Source organism: Candidatus Pelagibacter sp., from assembly GCF_052049575.1.
GTDB lineage: Bacteria > Pseudomonadota > Alphaproteobacteria > Pelagibacterales > Pelagibacteraceae > Pelagibacter.
The window spans coordinates 455,986-479,538 of record NZ_JBNGZQ010000001.1 but is presented as its reverse complement, the minus strand read 5'-3'; the positions used below and the strand labels follow the sequence as shown (position 1 = coordinate 479,538).

Here is a 23,553-nt window from a genome sequence, read left to right as displayed (position 1 = left end):
ACGATAGATTAACTTTTATCAAAGAAGGCTTCGTAAATCATCATTATGATGGCAGCACCCATTAATAAATAAACCGGTATTACATCTAAAAAACCAATCATCATTGATCTAGTAAGAGTAGTCGCCAGACCAATTAAAAAGAAAACAGCAAATGACAAACCTATTATTGTTGTTATTTTATTCATACAATTAATCCTGACACTCCTTTTCAAGCCAATTAGCAACACCTAAAAATCTATGATCATCATATTTGTTGCCAATTAATTGAACTCCTAATGGTAGATTATTTTCACCCTCAAGTAAAGGCAGTGATATGCAAGGGGTACCTAGATAAGACCAGACTTTGTTAAATTCTGCTGTTCCAGTGCTCTTTAATCCTTTAGGTGCAACACCAGGACTAGATGGTGATAATACTCCATGATAATCTTCAAATACTTCCTCATAAGACTCATAACTTCTTTTCATGAAATCGATTGCCTCAGCATATTCTTTTGCGGTGTATTTATTTCCATTTGAAATAGCATCCTGCATATACTTTGAAAGTTTCTTTTTAAATTTTTGATAATAAATAGAAAAATTATTTGCTAAGTCTGTTTCATGAATAATTTGGTGATATTTGTGTATATCCTTAAAATACGAGGGAGTATCAAATATCTCAATATTTTTTTTAAAAGATTTTACAAAATACTCAAAAGACTCTCTCGATTTTTTATCAATTATTTTCCAATGATCAGTTTTATAAAAAATAAACTTAGGCTCAAAAATTGGACCTTTCTTAGTTTCAGTTAAAATATTTTCTGTAGAGTAATGGATTGTAGCTGGATCATATTTATCTTTCTTTATCAATACCTTTGCTAGCATAGCTACGTCTTCAACTTTACGACCAAACATACCAATTTGATCTAAGCTGTATGAGGTTCTTAGAACCCCGTTTCTTGAAATTAGTCCATAGCTTGGTTTATAACCAACTACACCACAATAAGACGCTGGTCTTATTACAGATCCTCCTGTTTGAGAGCCAATAGAAGCTGGTGCCATAAAGGAAGCAACCGAAGCTGCTGATCCACTAGATGAACCACCTGGTGTTCTATCTTTGTCGTGAGGATTAGTTGTAGCTGGAGGTCCTAAGTAGGCAAGTTCTGAAGTTGCTGTTTTGCCCATAACAATTGCTCCTGATGCATGAAGCAAATCAATTATTTCAGCATTTTGAGAATATGATTTTCCTTTCCTGATTACAGTTCCACACTCAGTGGGCATATCAACAGTTCCTATGATATCTTTCACTGCTATAGGTACTCCATGCAGCGGTCCTACTGGTTTTCCTGATCTTCTATGATCATCAGCCTCAGTTGCTTTTTCTAATAAAACTTTTTTATCAAAATGTGCCCAAGCTTTTACATCTTTTTCAAACTTATCTATTCGTTCAATATATTTTTCACAAACCTCGACTGATGTAAGTTGAGCATCTTTTATTTTTTTTGCTAGTTCCTCGAGACTTAAAGAAAATATATCTGTCATTTAAAATTAATTTGCAAATAATGTCTCTGGCAACCAAAGTGCTATTCCTGGGAATAAATACATTAAAACCATCGCTAAAATTACAATTCCTAAGAAAGGCATTATTCCTCCAAAAATTTGCATAAGTTCAACATTCTTTGATTGAACTCCTTTCAAATAATATGCTGACATTGCCATGGGGGGTGTCAAAAATGAAGTTTGTAAATTTAAAGCGATTAGCATTGCAAAAAAATATGGGTTAACACCAAAAAATTCAACTAATGGTAAAAATATTGGCACAAATATAATTAATATCTCTGTCCATTCTAGAGGCCAGCCTAATAAAAATATAATTAATTGAGTAATAACTAAAAACTGCCAAGGTTGTAAATTTAAAGATTTAAAAAAATGCTCAAAAACTTCATGGCCACCTAAATATGAAAATACTGAGGCAAAAGTCCAAGATCCAATAAATAACCACATGATCATAGCTGTTGTTTTTGCTGTAAGAAAAACTGACTCTTTAAAATTTTTCCATTTAAGTGTTTTATAAAAATATGAGAGCACTAATGAACCAAATGCACCAACAGCAGCTGCCTCTGCCGGAGTTGCTATACCTGCAAGTATTGTCCCTAAAACTAGGATTATTAAAGAAAATAATGGCAAGAAAGAAACCAAAACCTCTTTCATAATTACCGCAGTAGGAGGTATCTCTTCTGCTGCAGGTTTTGGAGCTATCGAAGGATTCATCCAAGCCCTAAATATTGCATAACCAATATAAAGTCCTGCTAACATTAATCCTGGGAAAATTGCAGCTGCAAATAATCGTAAAGGCGACAATTGAGCAATAACAGAATAGACAATCAACATGATGCTAGGTGGAATTAAAATTCCTAAGCAACCACCTGAACAAATAATTCCAGATGCAAATTTTTTATCATAACCAGCTTTAATCATCGCTGGCCAAGCAAGAAGACCCATTAACGTTACTACTGCTCCTATGATACCTGTTGCGGTTGAAAATAGTGCACAAGTAATTAGTGCAGCAACTGCCATTGAAGCTGGAAGTTTGTGAGATGCTAATCTTATTGCAAAAAATAATTTTGCGACAATTCCAGCTCTTTCAACTAAATATCCCATGAATAAAAAGAGGGGGACTGCGGTCAACACATTGTTATCCATTACAGTATAAGTATTTTGAACAAAGAGTTGAAATATCCTGTTATCAAATAGATGTTCCATCTTGGTTGGATCAAAATAAGCGTAGTATCCAAAACCTAAACCCATTGCCATTAAAGTGAACGCAATAGGAAAACCTAATAAGACAGCAAATAGAAATATTCCCATCATCATAATTGCTACTTCAGGATTTGTTAAACTAAATAACATCTTCTTTGTTTCCTTGTTGTGAAGTTCTCATTAATACTTTTTCAGTTTCCTCAGCATCACGCTCTGTTCCTCTTTCAGGCCAACTACCTGTTTTAATACAGATGATACATCTAAATACCTCACCAATTCCTTGGAGCGTTAAAAGTGTTCCAGATAATGGTATTAAAGATTTTGCCATATAAATTTGAATTTGTGCAGGACTATTCCAACTTGTTTCTTTAATTTTCCATGCTAATGCTGCATATTCATAACCATAAAAAGCTAAAGCAACAACGCCAGGGAAGAAAAAAATAAAATATAAAACAACATCTATCCAAGCTTGTGTTCTCTGAGAAAATAATCTGTATATAACATCTCCTCTAACATGTGCTTCAGTGCATAAAGTATAAGCTCCTGCCATCATAAAAATTGCACCATACATCTGAAGACTAAAATCGAAATTCCATAAGGTTGGGGCATTCAAAGCATACGCCATAAAAACTTCATAGCATGTTCCGCCCATCAAAATTACTATACACCACGAGAATGCTTTACCCATTGAGACACTCAAACGATCAGCGAATTTTATGTAAGATCTCATCATAGATATAGACTCTTATTGAATTGTTCTAAATTAATCAAATAAAAAAGGGGGCCGAAGCCCCCTTATTAAAATTTGTAAAAGTTAATTATATCTTAACTTTTGCAATTGGACCAAACTCATTTTCATATGCAAGTTTGTAATTAGGCTGATTCATCAGCAAGTACTTCATTACTCTCTTCGCATAAGATTTTTGAGAATCAACAACTTTCTTAAAGAAAGGATCTTTCTTATTAAAGTCACCAATTACTTTGTCCCAACCTTTTAATTGTTGAGCCAAAATCTCATCTGAAGTTTGGTAAACATTTACTTTATGCTCATTCATCAACTTAGCTAAGTCAGCTGAGTATCTTACCAAAGCTTTAAAGTAGTTATCACTGTTTGCAGCATAAGCAGCATTTTTCAATATCGCTTGGTGCGCAGGTGATAAACTATTATATGTTTTTTTGTTAACTGGGATCTCAAACATCTCTTGAGATTGGTGGAAGCTTCCTAAGTGATAGTGCTTAGAAACGTCTTGCATACCAAATTGAGAGTCTGAAGTTGGGTTGTTAAACTCAGCAGCTTCAATCAAACCAGTTTTCATAGCTGGCTGAATTTCACCTCCTGGTAATTGTCTAACTACCATTCCCATTGCAGTCAAAACGTTAGTCGCTAGACCAACTGTTCTGTACTTCATACCTTTAACATCAGATACTTTTGTTACGTTCTTTTTGAACCAACCAAAAGGCTGTGCTGGCATAGGCATATGGAAAAAACCAATGTAATCGAAACCTACTTTTGCAAGAGTTTCGTCATACAGTTTTCTTCCTCCACCATACTCCATCCATCCCATAACTTCTTGAGATGACATACCGTATGAAGGACCAGTTCCAAATAGTGATGCAGCTGGATTTTTACCATACCAATATGCAGTCACCCAGTGACCCATATCTACTACACCAGAACTTACTGCTTGTCCGATTTCTGAAGTCTTTACGACTGCTCCAACTGGTTGAAGATCAATCTTAAGTGTACCTCCAGACATCTCATCTACCATTTTGCAGTAGTCACCGGCCATTTCAAAAAAGATGTTTGCTCCACTTGGCCATGCAGCTTGCATCTTTAAAGTTTTATGACCGCCAGCAGTTGCTATGTTTGGCATTGCAACCGCAGCTGCAGCTACAGCACCAGCTTTAGCAGCAGTTTTAAAGAACTTACGTCTTGAAGATGTTTTCACCTTCAATGATTTATTTTCTTTTGTCATTATTACTCCTATTAAAGTTAATTAACTCAATCAATTTAAGCACAGATTTAATTTAGAGTCTTTCCAAAAAATGGGGTAGATGTCGCAGAATTAAAATTAATTTCAATCTGAAGTAGAATTAATTTACTTTATTTGTGCAATTTCCTGTCTTAAAGAATTCATCAATATTATCTATCGCAAGGTTTGCCATCGCAATTCTAGTATCTTTAGTTGCGCTACCTAAGTGGGGTAAAATAAAGGCTGACTTAATCTTTAAGTATCCTGGGTTTAAATTTGGCTCATTCTTATAAACATCAAGTCCCACAGCATAAATTTTTCGTCTATTAAGTGCATCTATCAATGCATCATCATCAACTATATCACCTCTTGCAACATTTGTGATTACTGCACCTTTAGGGAAATACTCAACTGTCTCTTTGTTTATCATATTTTCAGTCTCTTTTGTTGCTGGACAACAAATAGATAAAACATCTGATACTGAAAAAAGACTTTTTAAATTATCATGATAAATGGCACCTTGCTCTTTTTCATCGCTCAGTTTTGACCGGTTGTGATAGTGAATAATCATTCCTAATGATTTTGCAATCCTTGCAATTTTCTGTCCAATTCTGCCCATTCCTAAAACTCCAAGCCTTGTTCCGGTTAATTGTTTACCAATCAGATAATCTGCAGACCATTTCCATCCACCCTCTCTGGCAGACTCGATTCCTTCTGCAGCTCTTCTACAAGCTCCTAATATTAAAAGAATACCAATCTCAGCTGTTGCGTCTGATAAAACTTCAGGTGTATTAGTAACTGCAATTCCTCTTTTTTTTGCTGCTTCCAAATCTATATTTCCAAAACCAACTGCAAAATTTGAAATAATTTTTATTGTATCTGGTAACTTATCAATAGTCTCTTTATCCATCTTATCGGTTAAAGAGGATAGTATGCCATCACAACCTTGACTCATCTCTATAACTTTTGATTGTGAGTATAACTCATCATTAGAATTGAATATTGGGTCAAATGTTTTTGAAGCTTTATCTTCACTTTCTTTGATTAATTTTCTTGTAATCAAAATTTTTTTCATAAAATATTTTTGTTAATTAAGATCAAATATCTTGCCTGGATTCATTATATTGTTTTGATCAATGCTTCTTTTAATTAATTTCATAACAGGAATGTTGTCTCCATGCTCTTTTAAAAGATATTCTTTTTTATGAAGGCCTACACCATGTTCTCCTGTAATCGTTCCTTTAAGTTCTAAAGCCTTTTTTATTAATAAATCGTTAAATTCTCTTATCTTTTTATACATTTCCTTTTTTTCAGGATCAAATGGTAACAATACATGAAAATTTCCATCTCCTAAGTGGCCCACCATTGGAGCTCTAAGTCCAAACTTTTTTGCTTCTTCCTCTGCATAATTAACACATTCTGTTATATTTGAGATAGGTAAACACACATCTGTTGAATAAACTCTTCCATTATTTATCAAAGCTTTTACAGAATAGTAAACATCCCATCTTGCTTGCCAGAGTTTATTTCTTTCCTCTAAATCTTTTGCCCATTTAAAAGAGCTTCCATTATTATCTTTAGATATTTCCTCAACTATTTTGATATTTTCATTATTAGATAATTCGGATCCATGAAATTCAAAAAATAATGTTGGCGTTTCCTCAATATCTTTTAATTTTGAATAATTTATACTTATTCCCATTTGGTCTTTATTTAACATTTCAATTCTTGCGATTGGGACCCCATATTGAATAACTTGTTGCGCAGTTTGAACTGCTTTTTCTAAAGTTGGGAAATGACAGACAGCTGACATTATACTCTCTGGTATAGGAGAAAGTCTTAATTGAACTTCCGTTATAACTCCTAAAGTTCCTTCAGAACCAATAAATAAATTAGTTAGATTATAACCCGCTGAGGTTTTTTTCGTTCTTCCTCCTGTGTTGATAATATCTCCATTAGGCAAAACAACAGTCAAACCAGTAATTACAGTTTTCATAGTGCCGTATTTAACCGCCATTGTTCCTGAAGCCGATGTGGAAGCCATACCTCCGATCGCTGCATTAGCACCTGGATCAATCGGAAAAAAGACACCATCCTCTCTAAGATATTCATTTAATTGTTCTTTTGTAACACATGCTTGCACCCTACAATCGAAGTCCTCAGCATTAACACTTAAAATCTTATTCATTTTTTCAAGGCTTATGGTTATCCCCTTTTCATTACCAACCACATTGCCCTCTAAAGAGGTACCTGTACCAAATGGTACCACAGGAATTTTATGTTCATTACATAGTCTTAATATTTGTGAAACCTCCTGATTAGTTTCTGGGAATACTACAGCTTTTGATAAAATTGGATCATAAGTGTCTTCACCTCTGGCATAATTTGTTCTCGTGGATACAGAAGTTGAAAATCTTCCATTAAAAATTTTTTTTAGCTCAGCTTGTACTTGATCGTTCATAAGAAGTGATATTAATAAATAATGCTAAAAAAATATACCTTATTTAGATAGCATTTTCTTTATATTTTCTAATGCTTGTGAAATATTATCTCTTGATGCAGCAAAACTAAATCTAACATAATTTTGGCAAGTTTCACCAAAAGCTGATCCAGGAACTATTGCTACTCCTGCTTCATGCATTGCCTTTCTTGCAAACTCTGCTCCATTCATACCTGTACCAATCACTTTAGGAAATGCATAAAAAGCTCCTCCAGGTAAACTACATTCTACACCTGGTAAATCATTTAAACCTTTATAAATTAGGTCTCTTCTTTGAGTAAATTTTTCCATCATTACATCAATTGAATCATCTGGTCCATCCAATGCTGCGATACCAGCAAATTGAGCTGCAGCATTAACACATGAAACACTATTAATTAATAATTTATTAACATGTTCAACTAAATGCTCCGGCCAAAAACTCCAACCAAGTCTCCACCCAGTCATTGAGTAAGCTTTGCTCCATCCCTCTAATACAATTAATCTTTCTCTCAACTCAGGATAATTAAAAAATGTTGGCATTTCTTTTCCATCAAAAATTTGTCTGCTATAAATTTCATCGCTTAATATTGTTACATGAGGGTGTTTTTTCAGACCATCAGCTAGAACATCTACGTCTTTCTTCTCAACAAAGCTACCAGTTGGATTATTAGGATTTATCAAAATTAACAAACGAGTTTTATCCGTTATCATAGATAATATTTTGTCTGGATCGAATTTCAAATCTTTATTTTCTGTTAAGTCATATGGAACTGAAGTTGAGCCTGTGTAATTAATCATTGACTCATAAATTGGAAAAGCAGGTGTTGGGTGTATAATCTCAGCTCCAGGTTCACCAAAGCACTGAATAGCATAACTCATTGTTGGCTTACCACCTGGCATAATTAAAATTCTTTCAAAATTGATGTCAACATTGTAACGTTTTTTTATCCACCTCGTAACAGCTTGTCGACATTCAGGAATTCCATTCGACATTACATATCCATGATGTCCATCATCAAGTGCTTTCTTGGCTGCCTCAACAACATGTTTTGGAGTTTTAAAGTCTGGCTGCCCCAATCCTAAATGGATCATTGGTTTACCCTGAGCTTCCAATTTTTTCGCTTCTGCAAGGACTGTAAATGCAGACTCTGTTCCTAATCTTTCTAAACTTTTAGCTAGTTTCATAATTTTTATTTTTAAACCTAATTTCTATAAATTAATTTTGAACTATTCAACTCTTTTAAATTTTTACAACCCATTAATACCATATTTCTATTTATCTCATCGTGCATGTTTTTTAATAAATGCTCAACACCTTGCTGTCCACCTGCGGCTAAAGAGAACAAGAATATTTTTCCAAAACTACAGGCTTTTGCCCCAGCTGCTAAGGCTTTTAAGACGTGTGTCCCTCTCCTTACTCCACCGTCTAAGATTATTTCCAGCTTATCTCCTACTGCATCTGAAATTGCTTTAATTTGATCAAAAGGTGATCGAGATCCATCCAGCTGACGACCTCCATGATTTGAAATCATAATTGCAGTGCAACCAATATCAATTGCTCTTTTTGCGTCATCAACACTCATGACTCCTTTTAATGCAAAAGGACCATTCCATTTTTTAACGCAATACTCTGCATCTTTCCAATTCATTGAAGGATCATATTGCTCATTAATATATTCTATAACAGATTTAGCAATGTTAGTTCCTTTATCAGTCTTTGATGCCACATTAGCTAGTTTAAATTTTCCATGAGTTAAATAATTAAAAACCCAACTAGGATGTGATGCAAAACTCATTAAACTTTGCAAAGTCAATTTAGGTGGTGTTGTAAATCCGGTTCTATGATCTCTCTCTCTATTTCCTGCGACTAATGTATCAACAGTTAAACACATTCCATTAAACCCTGATCTTTTACATCTATCTATTAAATCATCTGTTATTGATTGATCCTTGTGCACATACAATTGGAACAATTTTGGGCCACCAGAAATATTTGAAATCTCTTCTATAGTATTGTTGGCCATTGTTGACATACTATAAAAAGTTCCAAATTTTTCAGCTGCTCTAGCTGAAGCTTTGTCTCCGTCATGGTGGTATAATCTTTGCATTGCGCAAGGAGATAAAAAAATTGGCATATCAATTTTTTTACCGAATATGGTGGTTGATAAATCTGGCTTACCAACACTCGCCAGGATATTTGGAACTAAATCACATTGGTTAAAAGCTTCAGTGTTTCTTTTTAAGGTCGTCTCATCATCGGCACCGCCGTCAATATAATGAAAAATCGGTGAGGGAAGTTTTTTTTTTGCTAGATTTCTAAAATCATTAAAATTATAGCAATCTTTTAAAACCACTATTTTCTGAATCTTAAATTACTTCTATTTAGATCACTAATCTTAGTGCACCCCATAAGTTTCATATCACGCACTAGTTCAGCTTTATATTTTTCTAAAGCTCTTTCGACACCTGCTTGACCTCCAGCTGCTAAAGCATAAAGATATAATCTTCCACCTGAACAAGCTTTAGCACCTAATGATAATGCTTTAAGCATATGAGTACCTCTATGAATTCCACCTTCACAAATCACATCTAACTTATCACCAACTGCATCAACAATTTCTGCAAGTTGATCAAAAGGCGCTCTAGATCCATCTAACTGTCTTCCGCCATGATTTGATACCATTATACCTGTGCATCCTATGTCTACCGCTCTTTTTGCATCTTCAACACTCATAACTCCTTTGAGAGCGAAATGACCTCCCCATTTAGAACAAAGATTTTCAGCATCTTTCCAATTCATAGATTGATCCAGCATAGTTGAAAAATAATTTCCAATCGATGAGTTAACATCAGTACCTTCTTTCACAAAATCTTGTAAATGAGGTAATTCAAACTTACCTTTTGTTAGATAATTAATTCCCCACATCGGTTTAGTAGCAAAACTATATAAACTTGCTAAAGTTAACTTTGGTGGAGAGGTAAATCCTGTCCTTAAGTCTCTCTCTCTATTTCCTCCAGTAATAGTATCAACTGTTAAGGCCATCACATCAAAATTTGCTGCTTTAGCTCTTTCTAAACAAGAGTCGTTTAAACCCCTATCTTTATGAAAATAAAATTGAAACATTTTGGGTGTATCAATCATTGAAGAAATTTCCTCTACACTAACTGTGGCTAAAGCAGAGACACCGAACATTGTATTAAATTTTTTTGCTGCTTTTCCAACTGCTCTTTCCCCATCGTAATGAAAAAGTCTCTGTAAAGCTGTTGGTGATAAGTAAAAAGGTAAATCTAATTTTTTTCCAAATATCGTTGTAGACAAATCAACTTCTTCAACTCCTCTCAAAACATTGGGAACTAAATCCACATCATCAAATGCACTAGTATTTCTGGCATATGTAACTTCATCATCTGCTGCACCATCAATATAATGAAAGATTGGCGATGGTAACCTTTTTTGAGCTAATTTTCTAAAATCACTAAAATTGTGGCAGTCTTTTAAATTCATAGTTTTTACTTAAAACTTTTTGAGGAAGTTAAACATATAACTATTTGCCCCAGGATTTTTATCTCCTAAACTAGCATTAGATACATGATTATATGATACAGCAAAATTTGTTGTATCTGTAGTTTTATAAGAAAGCTGTAATTCTGACTTAAATTCAAGAACATGTCCAAGATCTTTTCCATCACCCTCATGGTAAAGTCCAGGAGTGAAGCTCGGAGTGAGGAAAAATGGGCCCATGTTCATATTCCACTCCACGCCTGTATAGATATACGCAGCGGAATTGGCGGTTATGAAACCTCCTGTCACAGGAGAAACATTCCCTAAAAATGTATTTCTATTTAAATTTTCATTTTGGTGCTGGAAGCCAAGCAATGCTGCTTTTTGTTTGTTATCACTAAAATCAAAATTCCCAAGGTATAAATTAAATTGATGGTTGTTATCATCAATATCGGTATCCCCAATTAATTTTGAAGGCAAAGTTAAAATTAATAAAACTAAAAAAATTTTTTTGAAAATCATTTTTCCTCGTTAAAATTATTTTTTAATATAAAACTTTTTGATGATTATTGCACCACCCGCTAAGAATATCAAGATAGGCAATAGCCATAAAAAATAGGTATTTCTGTTGAAAACTGGATCATACAATATCCATTCTCCATATTTCATTTTTAAAAAACTATATATCTGTTGCTCATTTAGACCTTCTTGGATTTTATTTTTAATAACTAACTTTAAACTTATCGCGAATTCTGAATCTGAGTCATACACTGACTGGCCTTGACAGATTAAGCATCTTAAATTTTTTGCTATTTTGTTTTCAATTTTAATTTCATCTGACTTTAAAAAATTAAAATTTAAAATTGAAGCTACAATCAAAAATATATAAATAAATTTCATCTAATTATTTTCTGAATTTCTAATAAATTCTCATTATTTATCGGTCCAATAAATCTTTTTATAATTTTATTTTGATATACTAAAAAACTTTCTGGCACACCATAGGCTCCCCACTCAATTGATGCTGTACCATCTTTATCTGATACAATTATATCGTAAGGATTTCCCAAATCTTTCAAAAAACTTAAGGCGTTTTTAAAGTTATCTTTATAATTAAATCCTATTAATTCTATCCTGTCGTCTTTTTTTAATTCCATTAAAAATTCATGTTCCTCCTTACAGGGGATACACCATGATGCCCAAATATTCATAAAATAATAATCATTATCTTTAAAAATTTTTTCTGAGATGACAATAGAATCATTCTCAAAAGATTTTAACTCGAATGATGGAACTTCTTTTTTTAAATTGGTGTCCGGGGTATAAATGTTTGAGTTTTTTAAACCTTTGAAAAAGATTACAAAAGTAATTAAAAAGATTAAAATTAAAATTAGTGGAAAAAATTTAGATTTCATATTTTTTTTTAAAAAAACTTAAAAAGCCACCCACACTTATTAATATTACTGAAATCCATATCCAAATCATAAAAGGTTTAACTTGATATCTAACATTAAAATATTCTTGGTTCTGAACATAATTCATCGTCATAAATTTATCTGAGAGCAGGTTTGTTTTTATATCAGCCTCACTCGTAATTATATTTGGTTGATTGTATATTCTTAACTCAGGATTCAGAATATGTGATGAACCATCCAAATTTTGTACATTAAATTTTCCTATTATTGCTTTGAAGTTTTTTTCATCTTCTTGCTGAATGTTCTCAAAATTTATCGTAAATTTTTTAGATTCAAAAGTTTCACCAATTTTTAAATTGGTAATTACCTCATTAGAAAAAATATTATTAAATAAAATACTTAGAATTAATAAGCTAAAACCAAAATGAGCAATGTTCTGAGATAAATTTCTAAATCTTTTGACAAAAAATTCTCTAGAAGTAGAAAAAAATAAAAAGAAAGCAGAAGAAACCAAAATTGTATTAATCAAGAAATTTATATCAAATTGTTTAATTATTAATGCTGATAACAAAAAAGATATTATTAAAAATATGGTCATATAAAACTTATCTTTAAAATCTGATTTAACCCAATTAAGATTTGGTCCAATTGCCATAGCTATTAAAAATGGAATTAAGAAAGGCAATATGAGCTTGTTATAAAAAGGTGGTCCAACGGATATTTTATTTGCGGTTATAACCTCTAAAAAGATTGGATAAATTGTCCCTATTAAAACTACTGATAAAAAGTACATCATAAACCAATTATTTACTAAAATAGATGTCTCCTTGCTTAACCAAAAAAAATTATTTTCTAATTTTTCTTTCTCTGTATGAAAAAAAATGAAAATAAAAATTGATAAAAAAATAAGCGTAAAAAGAAAAATTAAAATAAATAAACCTCTCTCTGGATCATTGGCAAATGTATGAACTGAATTTAAAATTCCAGATCTTACTAAAAAAGTACCACTCATACTCAAAGCAAAAGTTGCAATTGACAGTATCATGGCCCATGAAGTTAATATTTTCTTCTTCTCCAAAACTAAAATACAGTGAAGTAAAGTTGTTAGTGCAAACCATGGCATTAAAGATACATTTTCAACTGGATCCCAAAACCAAAAACCTCCCCAGCCTAATTCATAGTATGCCCAAATGGATCCAAGTAAAATTCCTAATGTAAGAAAAACCCAAGATGCTAAAACCCATTTTTTAATATGCTTCGCCCATTCTTTTGAAACATATGACGTAACCATGGCAGCAAGAGCTGACGAGAAAATTATTGAAGAACCTACATAACCTAAATATAAAATTGGTGGATGTATTGCTAAAGCTGGGTCTTGTAAAATTGGGTTCAAGCCTAAACCCTCATTAGGTGTTGGAAAAATATAATTAAATGGGCTTGAGGTCTTAATCAAAAAAATAAAAAAGCCTACAATTATTATTTGTTGAAATAATAAGGTAAAAATTCTGTACTTTTTCGGCTGTTGATTAGATTTAATTAAAAAAATTGAAATAAACAAAGTTAATACTAGCAACCATAGCAATAAACTACCTTCATGATTACCCCAAGTTCCTGAAATTTTATAAAATAATGGTTTGGTTGTATGAGAGTGATTAAAAACAGTTTCGTTGCTAAAATCTGAGTTGATAAAAGAGATAATTAATCCAAAAAAACTTATGACTACAAAGAAAAATTGAATAAATGTAAAAGTTATTATCTTCTTATCTAAAATTTCAGCATCTTTTAAATTTTTAACTGAAAAAAAAATAATTAAGATTGAAAAAAGAAGTCCAAAACTTAATGAATAAGAACCTATTAAACTCGCCAAATTTATTTCTCCTCTAATGCCGCCTTAACTTCTGGTGGCATATAATTTTCATCATGTTTAGCCAAGATTTTTGTAGCTAAAAAAAAATTTTTATCTTTTAAATATCCCTCAGCAACAACACCCTTCTCTTCAGCAAAAAGATTCGGTACAACCCCAGAATAAACAACGTTTATCTCGTTTTTAAAATCTGTAACAATAAATTTAATTTCTTTTGAAATCATAGTTATAGAGTCTTTCTTGACCATTCCACCTATTCTAATTTTCTTTTTACCAATTTCACTTAAAGTTTTAATTTCTGTTGGAGACTTAAAAAAAATAACGTTTTCCTCTAAAGACTTGACTAATAAAAAGACTGATAACGCTAGAGTTGTTATTATTAATAATATAAAAAAAAATCTTAATTTAACTTTTCGCCCATACATGTTTCAAAAGTTAAATGTTTGAAGTATTTGACAAAATTTCTTTATTAATACTTTGAGATTTTGCAAAAGCTGCTCTCTCAGAATTTAAAGATCCAAATTTTGCTATAAATTTATTTTTTTCTTTTTTGTATTGAATTTTGATAATCAAAAAAAGTGTAAAAAAACTTACTAATGTAAACGAAAATGCTGACCAAACATACAGTCCATATCCACTCATAAAAAATAAATTTTCAATCATAATCTATCTAACCCTTTATTCTTAATTTTTATCAGTTCTGTATTATATTTCATTAAAAAAATCAGTAGAGAAAATAGGGCAAATGCCGCAGTCATTGTCATTAATGGAAACAGCATTGATATGTGAATTGAAGACTTCGAGAGTATGTTGATTGAAGCTGGTTGATGCAATGTATTCCACCAATCTACTGAATACTTAATTATAGGAACATTAATAATTCCCAAAATTGTGATAATTGACGTGACTTTAAATGCTTTGTCATTATCCTCAAAAATTCTCCATGCAACAAGATACATTATGTAAAACAGTGCCAGTATTAACATTGAAGTTATTCTTGCGTCCCAAGCCCACCAAGTTCCCCACGTGGGTTTGCCCCATATGGAACCAGTAACAAGAGCTATTATATTAAATACTAACCCAGATGGTGCCAAACTTTTTGCGATTAAAAAAAAATTTCTTATTTTAAAAATATATCCAACTATAGATAAAAAAGTAATAGCTGAAAAAATTCCAAGCGAGATCCACGCTGCTGGAACATGAACATACATTATTCTGACAGAGTGACTTTGCTTATAATCCTCAGGAGATAATATTAACGCCTCTGTTAATCCTATTGAAAGAATGACAATAAATAAAAATAACACATACTTAGGAGCTTTTGATGTTATTGAAAAAATTTTATTCGGTTCAAAATATTTAAACATATATGAGATTATATTTATTATGAAAAAACTGCCTGATCAAGAATGCCAGAGGGAGATAATAACGAAGGGTAAATAAGTAGCACCCTTGATCAGAATTAACCTCATTAAAGCAAATTGCTGTGTCAAAGGTTTGAGCTAAATGTGTTAAAAAAGTGATTTATTTAATTAGATAGCTTGAAATAGCTAGATCCCTTTTTTCCAGAGAAAATTTCTTCAATTAAAGGATGTTTAATTGGTTCATCTGAGTCATCAACAAGAAGATTTTGCTCGGAAACGTATGCCTCGTATGTGATTTCATCATTTTCAGCTAACAGATGATAAAAAGGCTGGTCTTTTCTTGGTCTTACATTTTTTGGTATCGATTGATACCATTCTTCTGAATTATTAAATTCAAAATCAACATCATAAATTACACCTCGAAAGTCGAAGTGTTTATGTTTCACTATATCTCCAATTGAAAATTTAGCTTTTTGAATTGCCATCATAATTAGTATGGGTATTTAAAAACAAAAATCAATAAGAAAAATTAAAAGTTTCTATGAAAATATTATTTATGTTAATATCTTGCCTGTGAACAAATCTTTTTTAAAGTTTTTAACAGATTTTGGACCTCTAGTAATTTTTTTTTATTACTACTACGATAGTGGAAAAGACTTAAAAATTGCAATTCCCCCATTTATTATTGCGACAATAATTGCATTAGCTATTGTTTGGTTTTTAGAGAAAAAAATACCAAAGATTCCTTTGTTAAGTGGAGTTTTAATTACTTTATTTGGAGGCTTAACAATTTACTTTGATAATCCAGTTTTTATTTATGTTAAACCTACAATTATAAATATTCTCTTTGCATTCGCTCTGATATTTGGAAGATACTTCACAAATGAACCTGTTTTAAAAAAATTAATGGGTAGCTCTGTCTCACTCACTGATGAAGGATGGGAAATATTAAATAAAAGATGGGTATATTTCTTTTTTGGTCTTGCAATTCTAAACGAAATAGTTTGGAGAACTCAATCTGAAGAATTTTGGGTAAATTTTAAAGTATGGGGACTATTACCAATTACATTTATATTCACCGCTTTTCAAATAGGTCTAATAAATAAGTATAAAACAAATGAATAATAATTTACGTCTAATAATCGATAATGTTAATAAGAAGAATATTGAAGAAAAACATTTTTTTGAAAAAGATGAATTAAAAATTATTTTAGACTTATATGCTAAAATGGTCTCTGAAGGGTCATGGAAAGACTATGGACTTAATATTTCAAGCAAACAAGTTGGTTTTAGTGTTTTTAAAAACACTACAGAAAATGCTCTGTATAAGATTTGCAAAAATTTTAAGCCAAAAAATAAAAATCTTAAATATTTAATTACAGATGCTAATGGAAAAATATTTAGAAATTCGTCTGATTTAAATAATCTGTTGAAAAATATTAATTGGAAAAAACTTTAAATTATCTTCTTTGACCAAAAAGTCTAAGCAACATTATAAATAAATTAATAAAGTCTAAATAAAGTGTTAAAGCACCCATTACAGCTTTTTTACCCATTAATTCACCCGTGTCACTAGCGGCATACATGTTTTTAATTTTTTGTGTGTCGTAAGCAGTAAGTCCCACGAAAATTAAAACTCCTAGAATTGAAATTACAAAATACATCATTGAGGACTTCATAAATATATTAACTATAGATGCAATAATAATACCAATTAAACCCATCATTAAAAAAGATCCTAATTTTGTTAAGTCTCTTTTAGTTGTATATCCATATATACTCATTGCTCCAAATGTTGCAGAACAAATAAAAAATACTCTTGTGATACTCATGCCTGTATAAACCAATAAAATTGATGAAAGAGATAGACCCATTAATGCAGCAAAAATCCAAAATGTTGTTTGCGCTTTAGCCGCACTCATTTTATTTATACCAAAGCTCATGTAAAAAACGATACCAAGCGGAGCTAACATTACCAGCCATTTTAACCCTGACATATAGATTGCGTTACCCACTTGAGTTAGTCCAACTATAGATCCTGAGCTATCGGTAACAACAGACATTTTGAAAGTTATAAGAGCAATTATCCCTGTCATCAGGATTCCCGTTGCCATGTAGTTATATACTTTTAGCATGTAGGCTCTTAAGCCTTCATCCGTTACTGCTGTTGATTGTTGGGCAGCTTCTTTTGCTCTACCTAAAATACCTTTTTTATTAAATTCCATAATGAAACATATATAATCTTTTATTAATTATTCAAGATATCAAAAAAACAATAAATGACTAATGTTGTTAAACACTGATGAATTACAAAAAATTAGGAAATACTGATCTAGATGTGAGTACAATTTGTCTCGGTACAATGACCTGGGGTGAACAAAATTCAGAGAGAGAAGGTTTTGAACAAATGGATTTTGCTTTAAGCCAGGGAGTAAATTTTTGGGATACAGCAGAAATTTATTCTATTCCTCCTAAAGAAAAAACTTTTGGGAGGACGGAGGAAATAATTGGAAATTGGTTCAATAAAACTAACAAAAGAAAAGATGTAATTCTGGCATCAAAGGTTTGTGGACCAATGAGAGAATACGTTAGAGGTGGTGGAAACCAATTCGGCAAAAAAAATATTTCTGAAGCATTAGAGGGTAGTTTAAAAAGATTAAAAACAGATTACATTGACTTATATCAATTGCACTGGCCAGAGAGAAATACGAACTTTTTCGGTAAATTGGGCTATGAACATGATGATGATGGTTCATGGACTAAATTTGAAGACATCTTAGAAAACCTTCAAAAATTTATTGAGCAAGGGAAAATTAGACATATTGGTTTATCCAATGAAACTCCATGGGGTTTATTTAAATTTTTAGAAATATCTAAAAATAAAAATCTTCCAAGAGTACTTTCAATTCAAAATCCCTATAATCTTCTTAATAGAACTTATGAAGTGGGTCTGGCCGAAATGTCTGTCAGGGAAAAAGCAGGGTTGTTAGCTTATTCCCCATTGGCATGTGGATATCTTTCTGGAAAATATAGAAATAATCAAATGCCCAAAAATTCTAGAATTGAACGTGATGGAGATTTTTGGACAAGATACAAAAAGCCCAACTCAAATAAAGCAATTGACGCTTATTATGAAATAGCAAAAAAATATAAACTCGATCTAGCGCAAATGTCTATAAAATTTTTAGAAATTCAATCTTTTGTAACTTCTGTAATTATTGGTGCAACGACAATGGAGCAGTTGAAAACTAATATAGAAAGTGTAAATATAATTTTAACTGATGAAATTATTCATGAAATTAATGAAATCCAAAAATATTATCCAAATCCATGTCCATGATTAAAAAGATTTTAATTTGCTCATTTGTTTTATGGACTGTATCAATTACAAATATTTTTGCTGATATTAAAAAAATTGGTAAATTTAAAGACTGGGAAACACTTGTTTTAAATGAAAGTTCCGGTAAGGTCTGCTTTGCTCAATCTACCCCTGTTTTACAGGCACCAAAGACAAATAAAAGAGACGCTAGATTATTTGTTACTTTCAGACCGAATGAAAAAATTTCTAATGAAATAAGTGCAACTGCTGGATATGAATTTAACAAAAATAATACTGTTTTAGCAACTTCAGGAAATAACAAATTTAAATTTGATATTAAACAACAGGGTTTTGCTTGGATGACGAGTAATAAAAAAGAAAAAATAATGGTTAAAGTTATGAAAAAAGGATCAAGAATTATGGTTACTGGTTACAATGAAAAAGGTTCACAAACCATAGATCATTATTCATTATTAGGATTCACAAAGGCCTACAATTCTGCAAAAAAAGCTTGCAGTTAATTAATGAAATTAAAAAAAAGAATTGTCTTAGCTTATTCTGGTGGCTTAGATACATCTATAATTCTAAAATGGCTTCAAGAAAATTATAACGCAGAAGTCATTTGTTACACTGCTGATATAGGGCAAGAGATTGATCGAAAAAAAATAATCAATAATGCTAAAAAATTTGGTGTTAAAAAGATCATAATTAAAGATTTAAAAAATCTTTTCGTAAAAGATTACGTTTTTCCAATGATACGAGGTAATGCGATCTATGAGGGAGTTTATTTATTAGGAACTTCTATAGCAAGACCATTAATCGCAAAAGACCAGATAAGAGTTGCAAAAAAATTTAAAGCATACGCAGTATCTCATGGAGCAACTGGAAAAGGTAATGATCAGGTCAGATTTGAGTTAGGTTATCACTATTTTGGCCCAAAGATAAAAGTTGTTGCACCCTGGAGAATTTGGAAATTAAAATCTAGAAGCGATTTAATTAATTATGCAAAAAAACATAAGATACCTATCCCCAAAGATAAAAAAGGTGCACCCCCTTTTTCTGTTGACGATAATTTATTTCATACCTCAACTGAGGGTAAAATTTTAGAGAACCCAAAAAATTCAGCTCCAGAATTTATTTTCCAAAGAACAACTTCCCCTGAAAAAGCACCGAATAAACCAACTTTTATTTCAATTAATTTTAAAAATGGTGACCCTGTTGGAATAAATGGAAAAAAATTAAATCCTGAAAACATTCTTACCAAATTAAATTTTATTGCTGGAAAAAATGGCATAGGAAGAGTTGACCTCGTTGAAAATAGATTTCTTGGAATCAAATCAAGAGGAGTTTATGAAACACCGGGCGGAACACTTTTGATTCATGCCCATAGAGCTATTGAGTCAGTGACATTGGATAAAGAAACAATGCACAAAAAAGATTTGATTATGCCAAGATATGCCGAACTGATTTATAATGGTTATTGGTACTCAAAAGAGAGATTTAAATTGCAAAAAATTATTGATCAAAAAAGAAATAAGGTGAATGGGTCCGTAAAACTTAAACTATACAAAGGGAATATTGCTATTCAATCTAGAATTACAAAAAGTAATGCATACTCAATGAAAAAAGTTTCTTTTGAAGAAAATAAAACATTTAATAAATCTAATGTTGAAAGATTTATTAATTATCACAAGAAAAAACTGAGATATTAATAAGTTTTAGGACAATTTATAGTTTGTTAAATTTATTTTTAGCTATATCTTAGAATTATGGAATCACTTAAAAATTGGATGAGAGATACAGCAAACATTTTATTTGATGATAGTAAAAATGATCTTCGTTCTCTTCCTAAAACTGTTAGGTTGCAAATTTTATTAGTTTTAAGCTTTATATGGACCACAGTTTTTAGTTTATATGTTTTTTCATACACAACTTTTGTTTTTGGTTGGACTGGTCTTTTTTTAGCTCACATTGGTTTAATCTTTGCCGTGTATATGACCTTTAAACATTTTCATAGAGCAGAAGAAAATTCAGCTAGTGTTTTTAAAACAAAAAATTTTGACCCTTTTAAAATAATGGTTCTTGTTTTTGTGATTGTGTTTATATTTGTTTTTTCAAAAGGTATTGAAGTATTAACAAGTCCGAATCCATATTCTTATTCAATTCCTTATGAAGGTTCTTCAAAATCAGTGTTTGAAAAATGGTTGCCTTTTAGTAAAGATAAATAATGGAAAAAATAGCAAAAAATTTACAGCTTATTTTAATGGTTATCATTTTAATAAGCACAGTTATTGCAGTCGGTATAGAGATGTACAAAATGTTTGAGAATAGATCGGTAACTTTAGCTGATTTATTATTAATGTTTCTTTACCTAGAAGTGCTAGCAATGGTAAGAGTTTTTTGGAACCAACAATCAATTAGTATTACCCTTCCATTGTTAATTGCAATTACTGCTTTAGCACGATTTATTATTCTTCAAGGTAAGGAAATGGATCCAACAGCATTAGTTTATGAAGCTATTGCCATTGTTCTAATTGCTGGTGCAATTGTTATTTTAAGATTAAGACATAGCGACAAGCTTGGTTTAAAGAAAAAAAAATCAAAATAAATCAAAATGAAATTTGAAGCCTCAAAGGCTGCGGCCTTAAATAGATTAAATAATTTTGTAGAACAAAATCTTTCTGAATATTCCAAACTAAGAAATTTTGACTTTGGTCCGGAAAAAAGAACAAATATATCTGGTTTATCTCCATATATTACTCATGGAGTTATCAATGAAAAAGAAGTTATTGAAAAATCACTTAGCAAGTTTTCTTTTTCAAAAAATGAAAAATTTATTCAAGAAGTTTTATGGCGAACATATTGGAAGGGTTGGTTAGAATTACGACCAAACGTTTGGACAGATTACGTAGCAGAGTTAAATAAAATTCGAGAAGAATATAAAGATAACCAAAATTACAAAAATGCAATAGATGGAAAAACCAATATTGAATGTTTTAATTACTGGGTAACAGAACTTAAAGAAAATAATTATTTACATAATCATACTAGAATGTGGTTTGCTAGTATTTGGATTTTTACATTAGAATTACCCTGGCAATTAGGAGCAGAATTTTTTATGCAACATCTTTATGATGGCGACTCTGCATCTAATACTCTTGGTTGGAGATGGGTAGCTGGAATTCAAACACAGGGAAAACACTATTTAGCAAGTGAGTGGAATATCAAAAAATTCACTAATAACAGATTTAATAATATTAAATTAAATGAAACTGCTCCTCCAAAAGTTTCTGAAAAAACTTACTCAATAGTTAAACAAGATTTTAGCAATAAAAATACAGATGATGAAAATCTTTTTATTTTTGAAAATAGTTTATCATTTGAAACTACAGATTTTCAAAATTATAAATTTAAAAAAATTTATATAATTTCAAATAAAAATGAAAATAGATCCATAAAGCTGAGTGAAAAAGTTATTAAATTTAAATCTCTTTTAATTAGTGATCAAAAACAAAGATTAGAAAATAATTCTATCAATTGTGAAGTGATAGATATAAGTGAGGTTAAAAATATAAACGAAAAAGTTATTGCGTTATATCCAACAGTTGGTGAAAACCTGGATTATTTAAATTCAAATAATTTAAAAATAGATTTTTTATATAGAAAACTCGATCAATATTCATGGCAATATTGTAATAAAGGTTTTTTTAATTTTAAAAACTATATTCCTAAAATAATATCATCTTTAAATTAAAACCACCTGAACATCCCGATAATTGCTGCAGTAGCATAAAAGAATTGTAAAAATAATATTCCTCTGTGACCGCCCCTATAAGCCCAAATTCCAATTAGGATTGCAGATATAAGTAATAAACAAAAACCAAAAAACTCTATGCCAACATTCATAGCTACAAATAATGAATATAATATAGCAGTTATAACTCCTGCCCATTCAAAAATTTTATTATTCATATCTTTTATTCATTCTCTAATTTGAATTTTTTTCTATTATAAATTTTTTTTTTATTTTTTACTATTTTATTTCTGAGCATTGGTGAGCTCAATAATTTGGCCATTGGATTTTTCTTTTTTAATTTTTTTCTTTTTTTACTCATAAGAGACTCTTAAAATTATTATATAAAATTTTTGAATAATTATTCATATCTTTCATATTTTTTTGTGCAGATTGATCAAATTTTTCTAATGCTCCATCACCAAGTTGATCCTCAAGTGCCTTTTTATATTCTGGTACACAACCCCACTCATTAACTGTTGTATCTTTAATCTCTATGTGGAATTGGATGCCATATGCATGATCTTGATATTTAAAAATCTGATACTTAGTTATTGGCGATGATGCTATTAAAGTAATATCGGGATTTTTATCAACCCCCTGAACCTCATAAGAATGCCACTGTAAACTTTTAATATTATCTGGAAATTTTGAGAACAAAATGTCTTTTTTTTTATTGTCAGTAAAATTTATATCCATCATGCCAATCTCTGCTGGTTTTGATTTTACGACTTTACCACCAACTACTTCACCTAATAACTGACAGCCTAAACAGAAACCTAAATAAGGTTTTTTAAGATTTACTACAAATTCTTTTATTCTTTTTTTTTCTTCAACTAACCAGGGATACTCTTTTTCCATATAGGTATCCATCGGCCCACCCATACATAACATTCCATCATATTTTGTTAGGTCATTTGGGATTTTCTCACCTTCATCAAGTTCGATTGTTGTAAGATTTAAACCATCAGCCAACATTAGATCCTTTATGTAACCTGGATCTTCAATTTTAATATGTTGTAAAATAAGTATGTTCAATACTTAATATTTTAACCGAGTTAAATCTATTAACAATAATTTACTGGTAAAAAAAAATAAAAATTTT

At 31.0% G+C, this 23,553-nt stretch carries 30 protein-coding genes; 8 read left to right on the top strand and 22 right to left on the bottom strand.

From position 1 onward, the window contains the following. Positions 1-8: 8 nt before the first annotated feature. The 18 genes from ACTT9C_RS02540 to hspQ form a co-directional block, all read right to left on the bottom strand. Positions 9-185, bottom strand: a complete 177-nt coding sequence (locus tag ACTT9C_RS02540) for a hypothetical protein (protein ID WP_179850329.1) — start codon at positions 183-185, stop codon at positions 9-11. Positions 186-189: 4 nt separating this feature from the next. Beyond that, a complete protein-coding gene (locus ACTT9C_RS02535; protein WP_440922936.1) occupies positions 190-1,518 on the bottom strand; it encodes an amidase in 1,329 nt (442 codons plus the stop codon). 6 nt (positions 1,519-1,524) lie between these two features. Then, positions 1,525-2,886, bottom strand: a complete 1,362-nt coding sequence (locus ACTT9C_RS02530; RefSeq protein ID WP_440922935.1) for a TRAP transporter large permease — start codon at positions 2,884-2,886, stop codon at positions 1,525-1,527. Further along, positions 2,876-3,466, bottom strand: a complete 591-nt coding sequence (locus tag ACTT9C_RS02525; RefSeq protein WP_440922934.1) for a TRAP transporter small permease subunit — start codon at positions 3,464-3,466, stop codon at positions 2,876-2,878. Before ACTT9C_RS02525 ends, ACTT9C_RS02530 begins: the two co-directional genes overlap by 11 nt. Positions 3,467-3,554: 88 nt before the next feature. After that, positions 3,555-4,712 carry a TRAP transporter substrate-binding protein gene (locus ACTT9C_RS02520; RefSeq protein WP_440922933.1) on the bottom strand — a complete coding sequence of 386 codons (1,158 nt, stop codon included), beginning with the start codon at positions 4,710-4,712 and terminating at the stop codon, positions 3,555-3,557. Between the two features lie 118 nt (positions 4,713-4,830). Beyond that, on the bottom strand, positions 4,831-5,784 hold the full coding sequence (locus ACTT9C_RS02515; RefSeq protein ID WP_440922932.1) for a 2-hydroxyacid dehydrogenase: 954 nt from the start codon (positions 5,782-5,784) through the stop codon (positions 4,831-4,833). 12 nt (positions 5,785-5,796) lie between these two features. Beyond that, the gene (locus ACTT9C_RS02510) at positions 5,797-7,170 is read right to left on the bottom strand and encodes an FAD-binding oxidoreductase (RefSeq protein WP_440922931.1); all 1,374 of its coding nucleotides are present in this window, start codon (positions 7,168-7,170) and stop codon (positions 5,797-5,799) included. A 39-nt stretch (positions 7,171-7,209) separates the two neighbouring features. Continuing rightward, positions 7,210-8,376: a pyridoxal phosphate-dependent aminotransferase gene (locus ACTT9C_RS02505; RefSeq protein WP_440922930.1), complete on the bottom strand. Its 1,167-nt coding sequence runs from the start codon at positions 8,374-8,376 to the stop codon at positions 7,210-7,212. A 17-nt stretch (positions 8,377-8,393) separates the two neighbouring features. Beyond that, positions 8,394-9,545 (bottom strand): alpha-hydroxy acid oxidase, encoded by a 1,152-nt coding sequence (locus ACTT9C_RS02500; RefSeq protein WP_440922929.1) that lies wholly within the window; start codon positions 9,543-9,545, stop codon positions 8,394-8,396. Further along, positions 9,545-10,696, bottom strand: coding sequence for an alpha-hydroxy acid oxidase (locus tag ACTT9C_RS02495; protein ID WP_440922928.1), 1,152 nt, complete (start codon positions 10,694-10,696; stop codon positions 9,545-9,547). The genes ACTT9C_RS02500 and ACTT9C_RS02495 overlap by 1 nt, the downstream gene beginning before the upstream one ends. Positions 10,697-10,705: 9 nt before the next feature. Next, complete coding sequence (locus ACTT9C_RS02490; protein WP_440922927.1) at positions 10,706-11,215, bottom strand: acyloxyacyl hydrolase; 510 nt, start codon at positions 11,213-11,215, stop codon at positions 10,706-10,708. 15 nt (positions 11,216-11,230) lie between these two features. After that, entirely contained in the window at positions 11,231-11,593 is a 363-nt protein-coding gene (locus tag ACTT9C_RS02485) for a cytochrome c-type biogenesis protein (protein WP_440922926.1), read from the bottom strand. Further along, on the bottom strand, positions 11,590-12,108 hold the full coding sequence (locus ACTT9C_RS02480; protein WP_440922925.1) for a DsbE family thiol:disulfide interchange protein: 519 nt from the start codon (positions 12,106-12,108) through the stop codon (positions 11,590-11,592). The genes ACTT9C_RS02485 and ACTT9C_RS02480 overlap by 4 nt, the downstream gene beginning before the upstream one ends. Continuing rightward, positions 12,098-13,975, bottom strand: coding sequence for a heme lyase CcmF/NrfE family subunit (locus ACTT9C_RS02475; protein ID WP_440922924.1), 1,878 nt, complete (start codon positions 13,973-13,975; stop codon positions 12,098-12,100). The genes ACTT9C_RS02480 and ACTT9C_RS02475 overlap by 11 nt, the downstream gene beginning before the upstream one ends. Before the next feature lie 2 nt (positions 13,976-13,977). Continuing rightward, positions 13,978-14,397 carry a cytochrome c maturation protein CcmE gene (gene ccmE, locus ACTT9C_RS02470; protein ID WP_440922923.1) on the bottom strand — a complete coding sequence of 140 codons (420 nt, stop codon included), beginning with the start codon at positions 14,395-14,397 and terminating at the stop codon, positions 13,978-13,980. 10 nt (positions 14,398-14,407) lie between these two features. After that, positions 14,408-14,635, bottom strand: coding sequence for a heme exporter protein CcmD (gene ccmD / locus ACTT9C_RS02465; RefSeq protein ID WP_440922922.1), 228 nt, complete (start codon positions 14,633-14,635; stop codon positions 14,408-14,410). Beyond that, positions 14,632-15,339 carry a heme ABC transporter permease CcmC gene (ccmC, locus tag ACTT9C_RS02460; protein WP_440922921.1) on the bottom strand — a complete coding sequence of 236 codons (708 nt, stop codon included), beginning with the start codon at positions 15,337-15,339 and terminating at the stop codon, positions 14,632-14,634. The genes ccmD and ccmC overlap by 4 nt, the downstream gene beginning before the upstream one ends. Before the next feature lie 161 nt (positions 15,340-15,500). Further along, positions 15,501-15,824 carry a heat shock protein HspQ gene (gene hspQ, locus ACTT9C_RS02455; RefSeq protein WP_440922920.1) on the bottom strand — a complete coding sequence of 108 codons (324 nt, stop codon included), beginning with the start codon at positions 15,822-15,824 and terminating at the stop codon, positions 15,501-15,503. 85 nt (positions 15,825-15,909) lie between these two features. On the opposite strand from hspQ, the gene ACTT9C_RS02450 reads away from it, so the two are divergent. After that, positions 15,910-16,461: a septation protein A gene (locus tag ACTT9C_RS02450; RefSeq protein ID WP_440922919.1), complete on the top strand. Its 552-nt coding sequence runs from the start codon at positions 15,910-15,912 to the stop codon at positions 16,459-16,461. Then, entirely contained in the window at positions 16,454-16,795 is a 342-nt protein-coding gene (locus ACTT9C_RS02445) for a DUF2794 domain-containing protein (RefSeq protein ID WP_440922918.1), read from the top strand. The genes ACTT9C_RS02450 and ACTT9C_RS02445 overlap by 8 nt, the downstream gene beginning before the upstream one ends. Position 16,796: 1 nt before the next feature. Here ACTT9C_RS02445 and ACTT9C_RS02440 read toward each other — a convergent pair whose 3' ends face one another. After that, positions 16,797-17,561 (bottom strand): Bax inhibitor-1/YccA family protein, encoded by a 765-nt coding sequence (locus ACTT9C_RS02440; RefSeq protein WP_085146588.1) that lies wholly within the window; start codon positions 17,559-17,561, stop codon positions 16,797-16,799. Positions 17,562-17,638: 77 nt separating this feature from the next. Between ACTT9C_RS02440 and ACTT9C_RS02435 the strand changes: the two genes are divergently transcribed. The 6 genes from ACTT9C_RS02435 to ACTT9C_RS02410 are packed head-to-tail and all read left to right on the top strand — an operon-like array spanning position 17,639 to position 22,409. After that, positions 17,639-18,676 carry an aldo/keto reductase gene (locus tag ACTT9C_RS02435; RefSeq protein ID WP_440922917.1) on the top strand — a complete coding sequence of 346 codons (1,038 nt, stop codon included), beginning with the start codon at positions 17,639-17,641 and terminating at the stop codon, positions 18,674-18,676. Continuing rightward, complete coding sequence (locus ACTT9C_RS02430; protein ID WP_440922916.1) at positions 18,673-19,176, top strand: invasion associated locus B family protein; 504 nt, start codon at positions 18,673-18,675, stop codon at positions 19,174-19,176. Before ACTT9C_RS02435 ends, ACTT9C_RS02430 begins: the two co-directional genes overlap by 4 nt. Before the next feature lie 3 nt (positions 19,177-19,179). Further along, positions 19,180-20,367: an argininosuccinate synthase gene (locus tag ACTT9C_RS02425; protein WP_440922915.1), complete on the top strand. Its 1,188-nt coding sequence runs from the start codon at positions 19,180-19,182 to the stop codon at positions 20,365-20,367. Between the two features lie 57 nt (positions 20,368-20,424). Then, positions 20,425-20,883, top strand: coding sequence for a UbiA family prenyltransferase (locus tag ACTT9C_RS02420; protein ID WP_440922914.1), 459 nt, complete (start codon positions 20,425-20,427; stop codon positions 20,881-20,883). Further along, positions 20,883-21,263 (top strand): phosphate-starvation-inducible PsiE family protein, encoded by a 381-nt coding sequence (locus ACTT9C_RS02415; RefSeq protein WP_440922913.1) that lies wholly within the window; start codon positions 20,883-20,885, stop codon positions 21,261-21,263. The genes ACTT9C_RS02420 and ACTT9C_RS02415 overlap by 1 nt, the downstream gene beginning before the upstream one ends. A gap of 6 nt (positions 21,264-21,269) precedes the next feature. Further along, positions 21,270-22,409, top strand: a complete 1,140-nt coding sequence (locus tag ACTT9C_RS02410; protein WP_440922912.1) for an FAD-binding domain-containing protein — start codon at positions 21,270-21,272, stop codon at positions 22,407-22,409. On the opposite strand, the gene ACTT9C_RS02405 is transcribed toward ACTT9C_RS02410, so the two are convergent. From ACTT9C_RS02405 to ACTT9C_RS02395, 3 genes are read right to left on the bottom strand one after another with little or no spacing between them, the layout of a single operon-like run. Then, entirely contained in the window at positions 22,406-22,627 is a 222-nt protein-coding gene (locus ACTT9C_RS02405; protein ID WP_440922911.1) for a hypothetical protein, read from the bottom strand. The two genes, ACTT9C_RS02410 and ACTT9C_RS02405, sit on opposite strands and share 4 nt — an antisense overlap. A gap of 5 nt (positions 22,628-22,632) precedes the next feature. Then, entirely contained in the window at positions 22,633-22,770 is a 138-nt protein-coding gene (locus ACTT9C_RS02400) for a hypothetical protein (protein ID WP_440922910.1), read from the bottom strand. Next, on the bottom strand, positions 22,767-23,486 hold the full coding sequence (locus ACTT9C_RS02395) for a type 1 glutamine amidotransferase (RefSeq protein ID WP_440922909.1): 720 nt from the start codon (positions 23,484-23,486) through the stop codon (positions 22,767-22,769). Before ACTT9C_RS02395 ends, ACTT9C_RS02400 begins: the two co-directional genes overlap by 4 nt. Between the last annotated feature and the right edge of the window lie 67 nt (positions 23,487-23,553).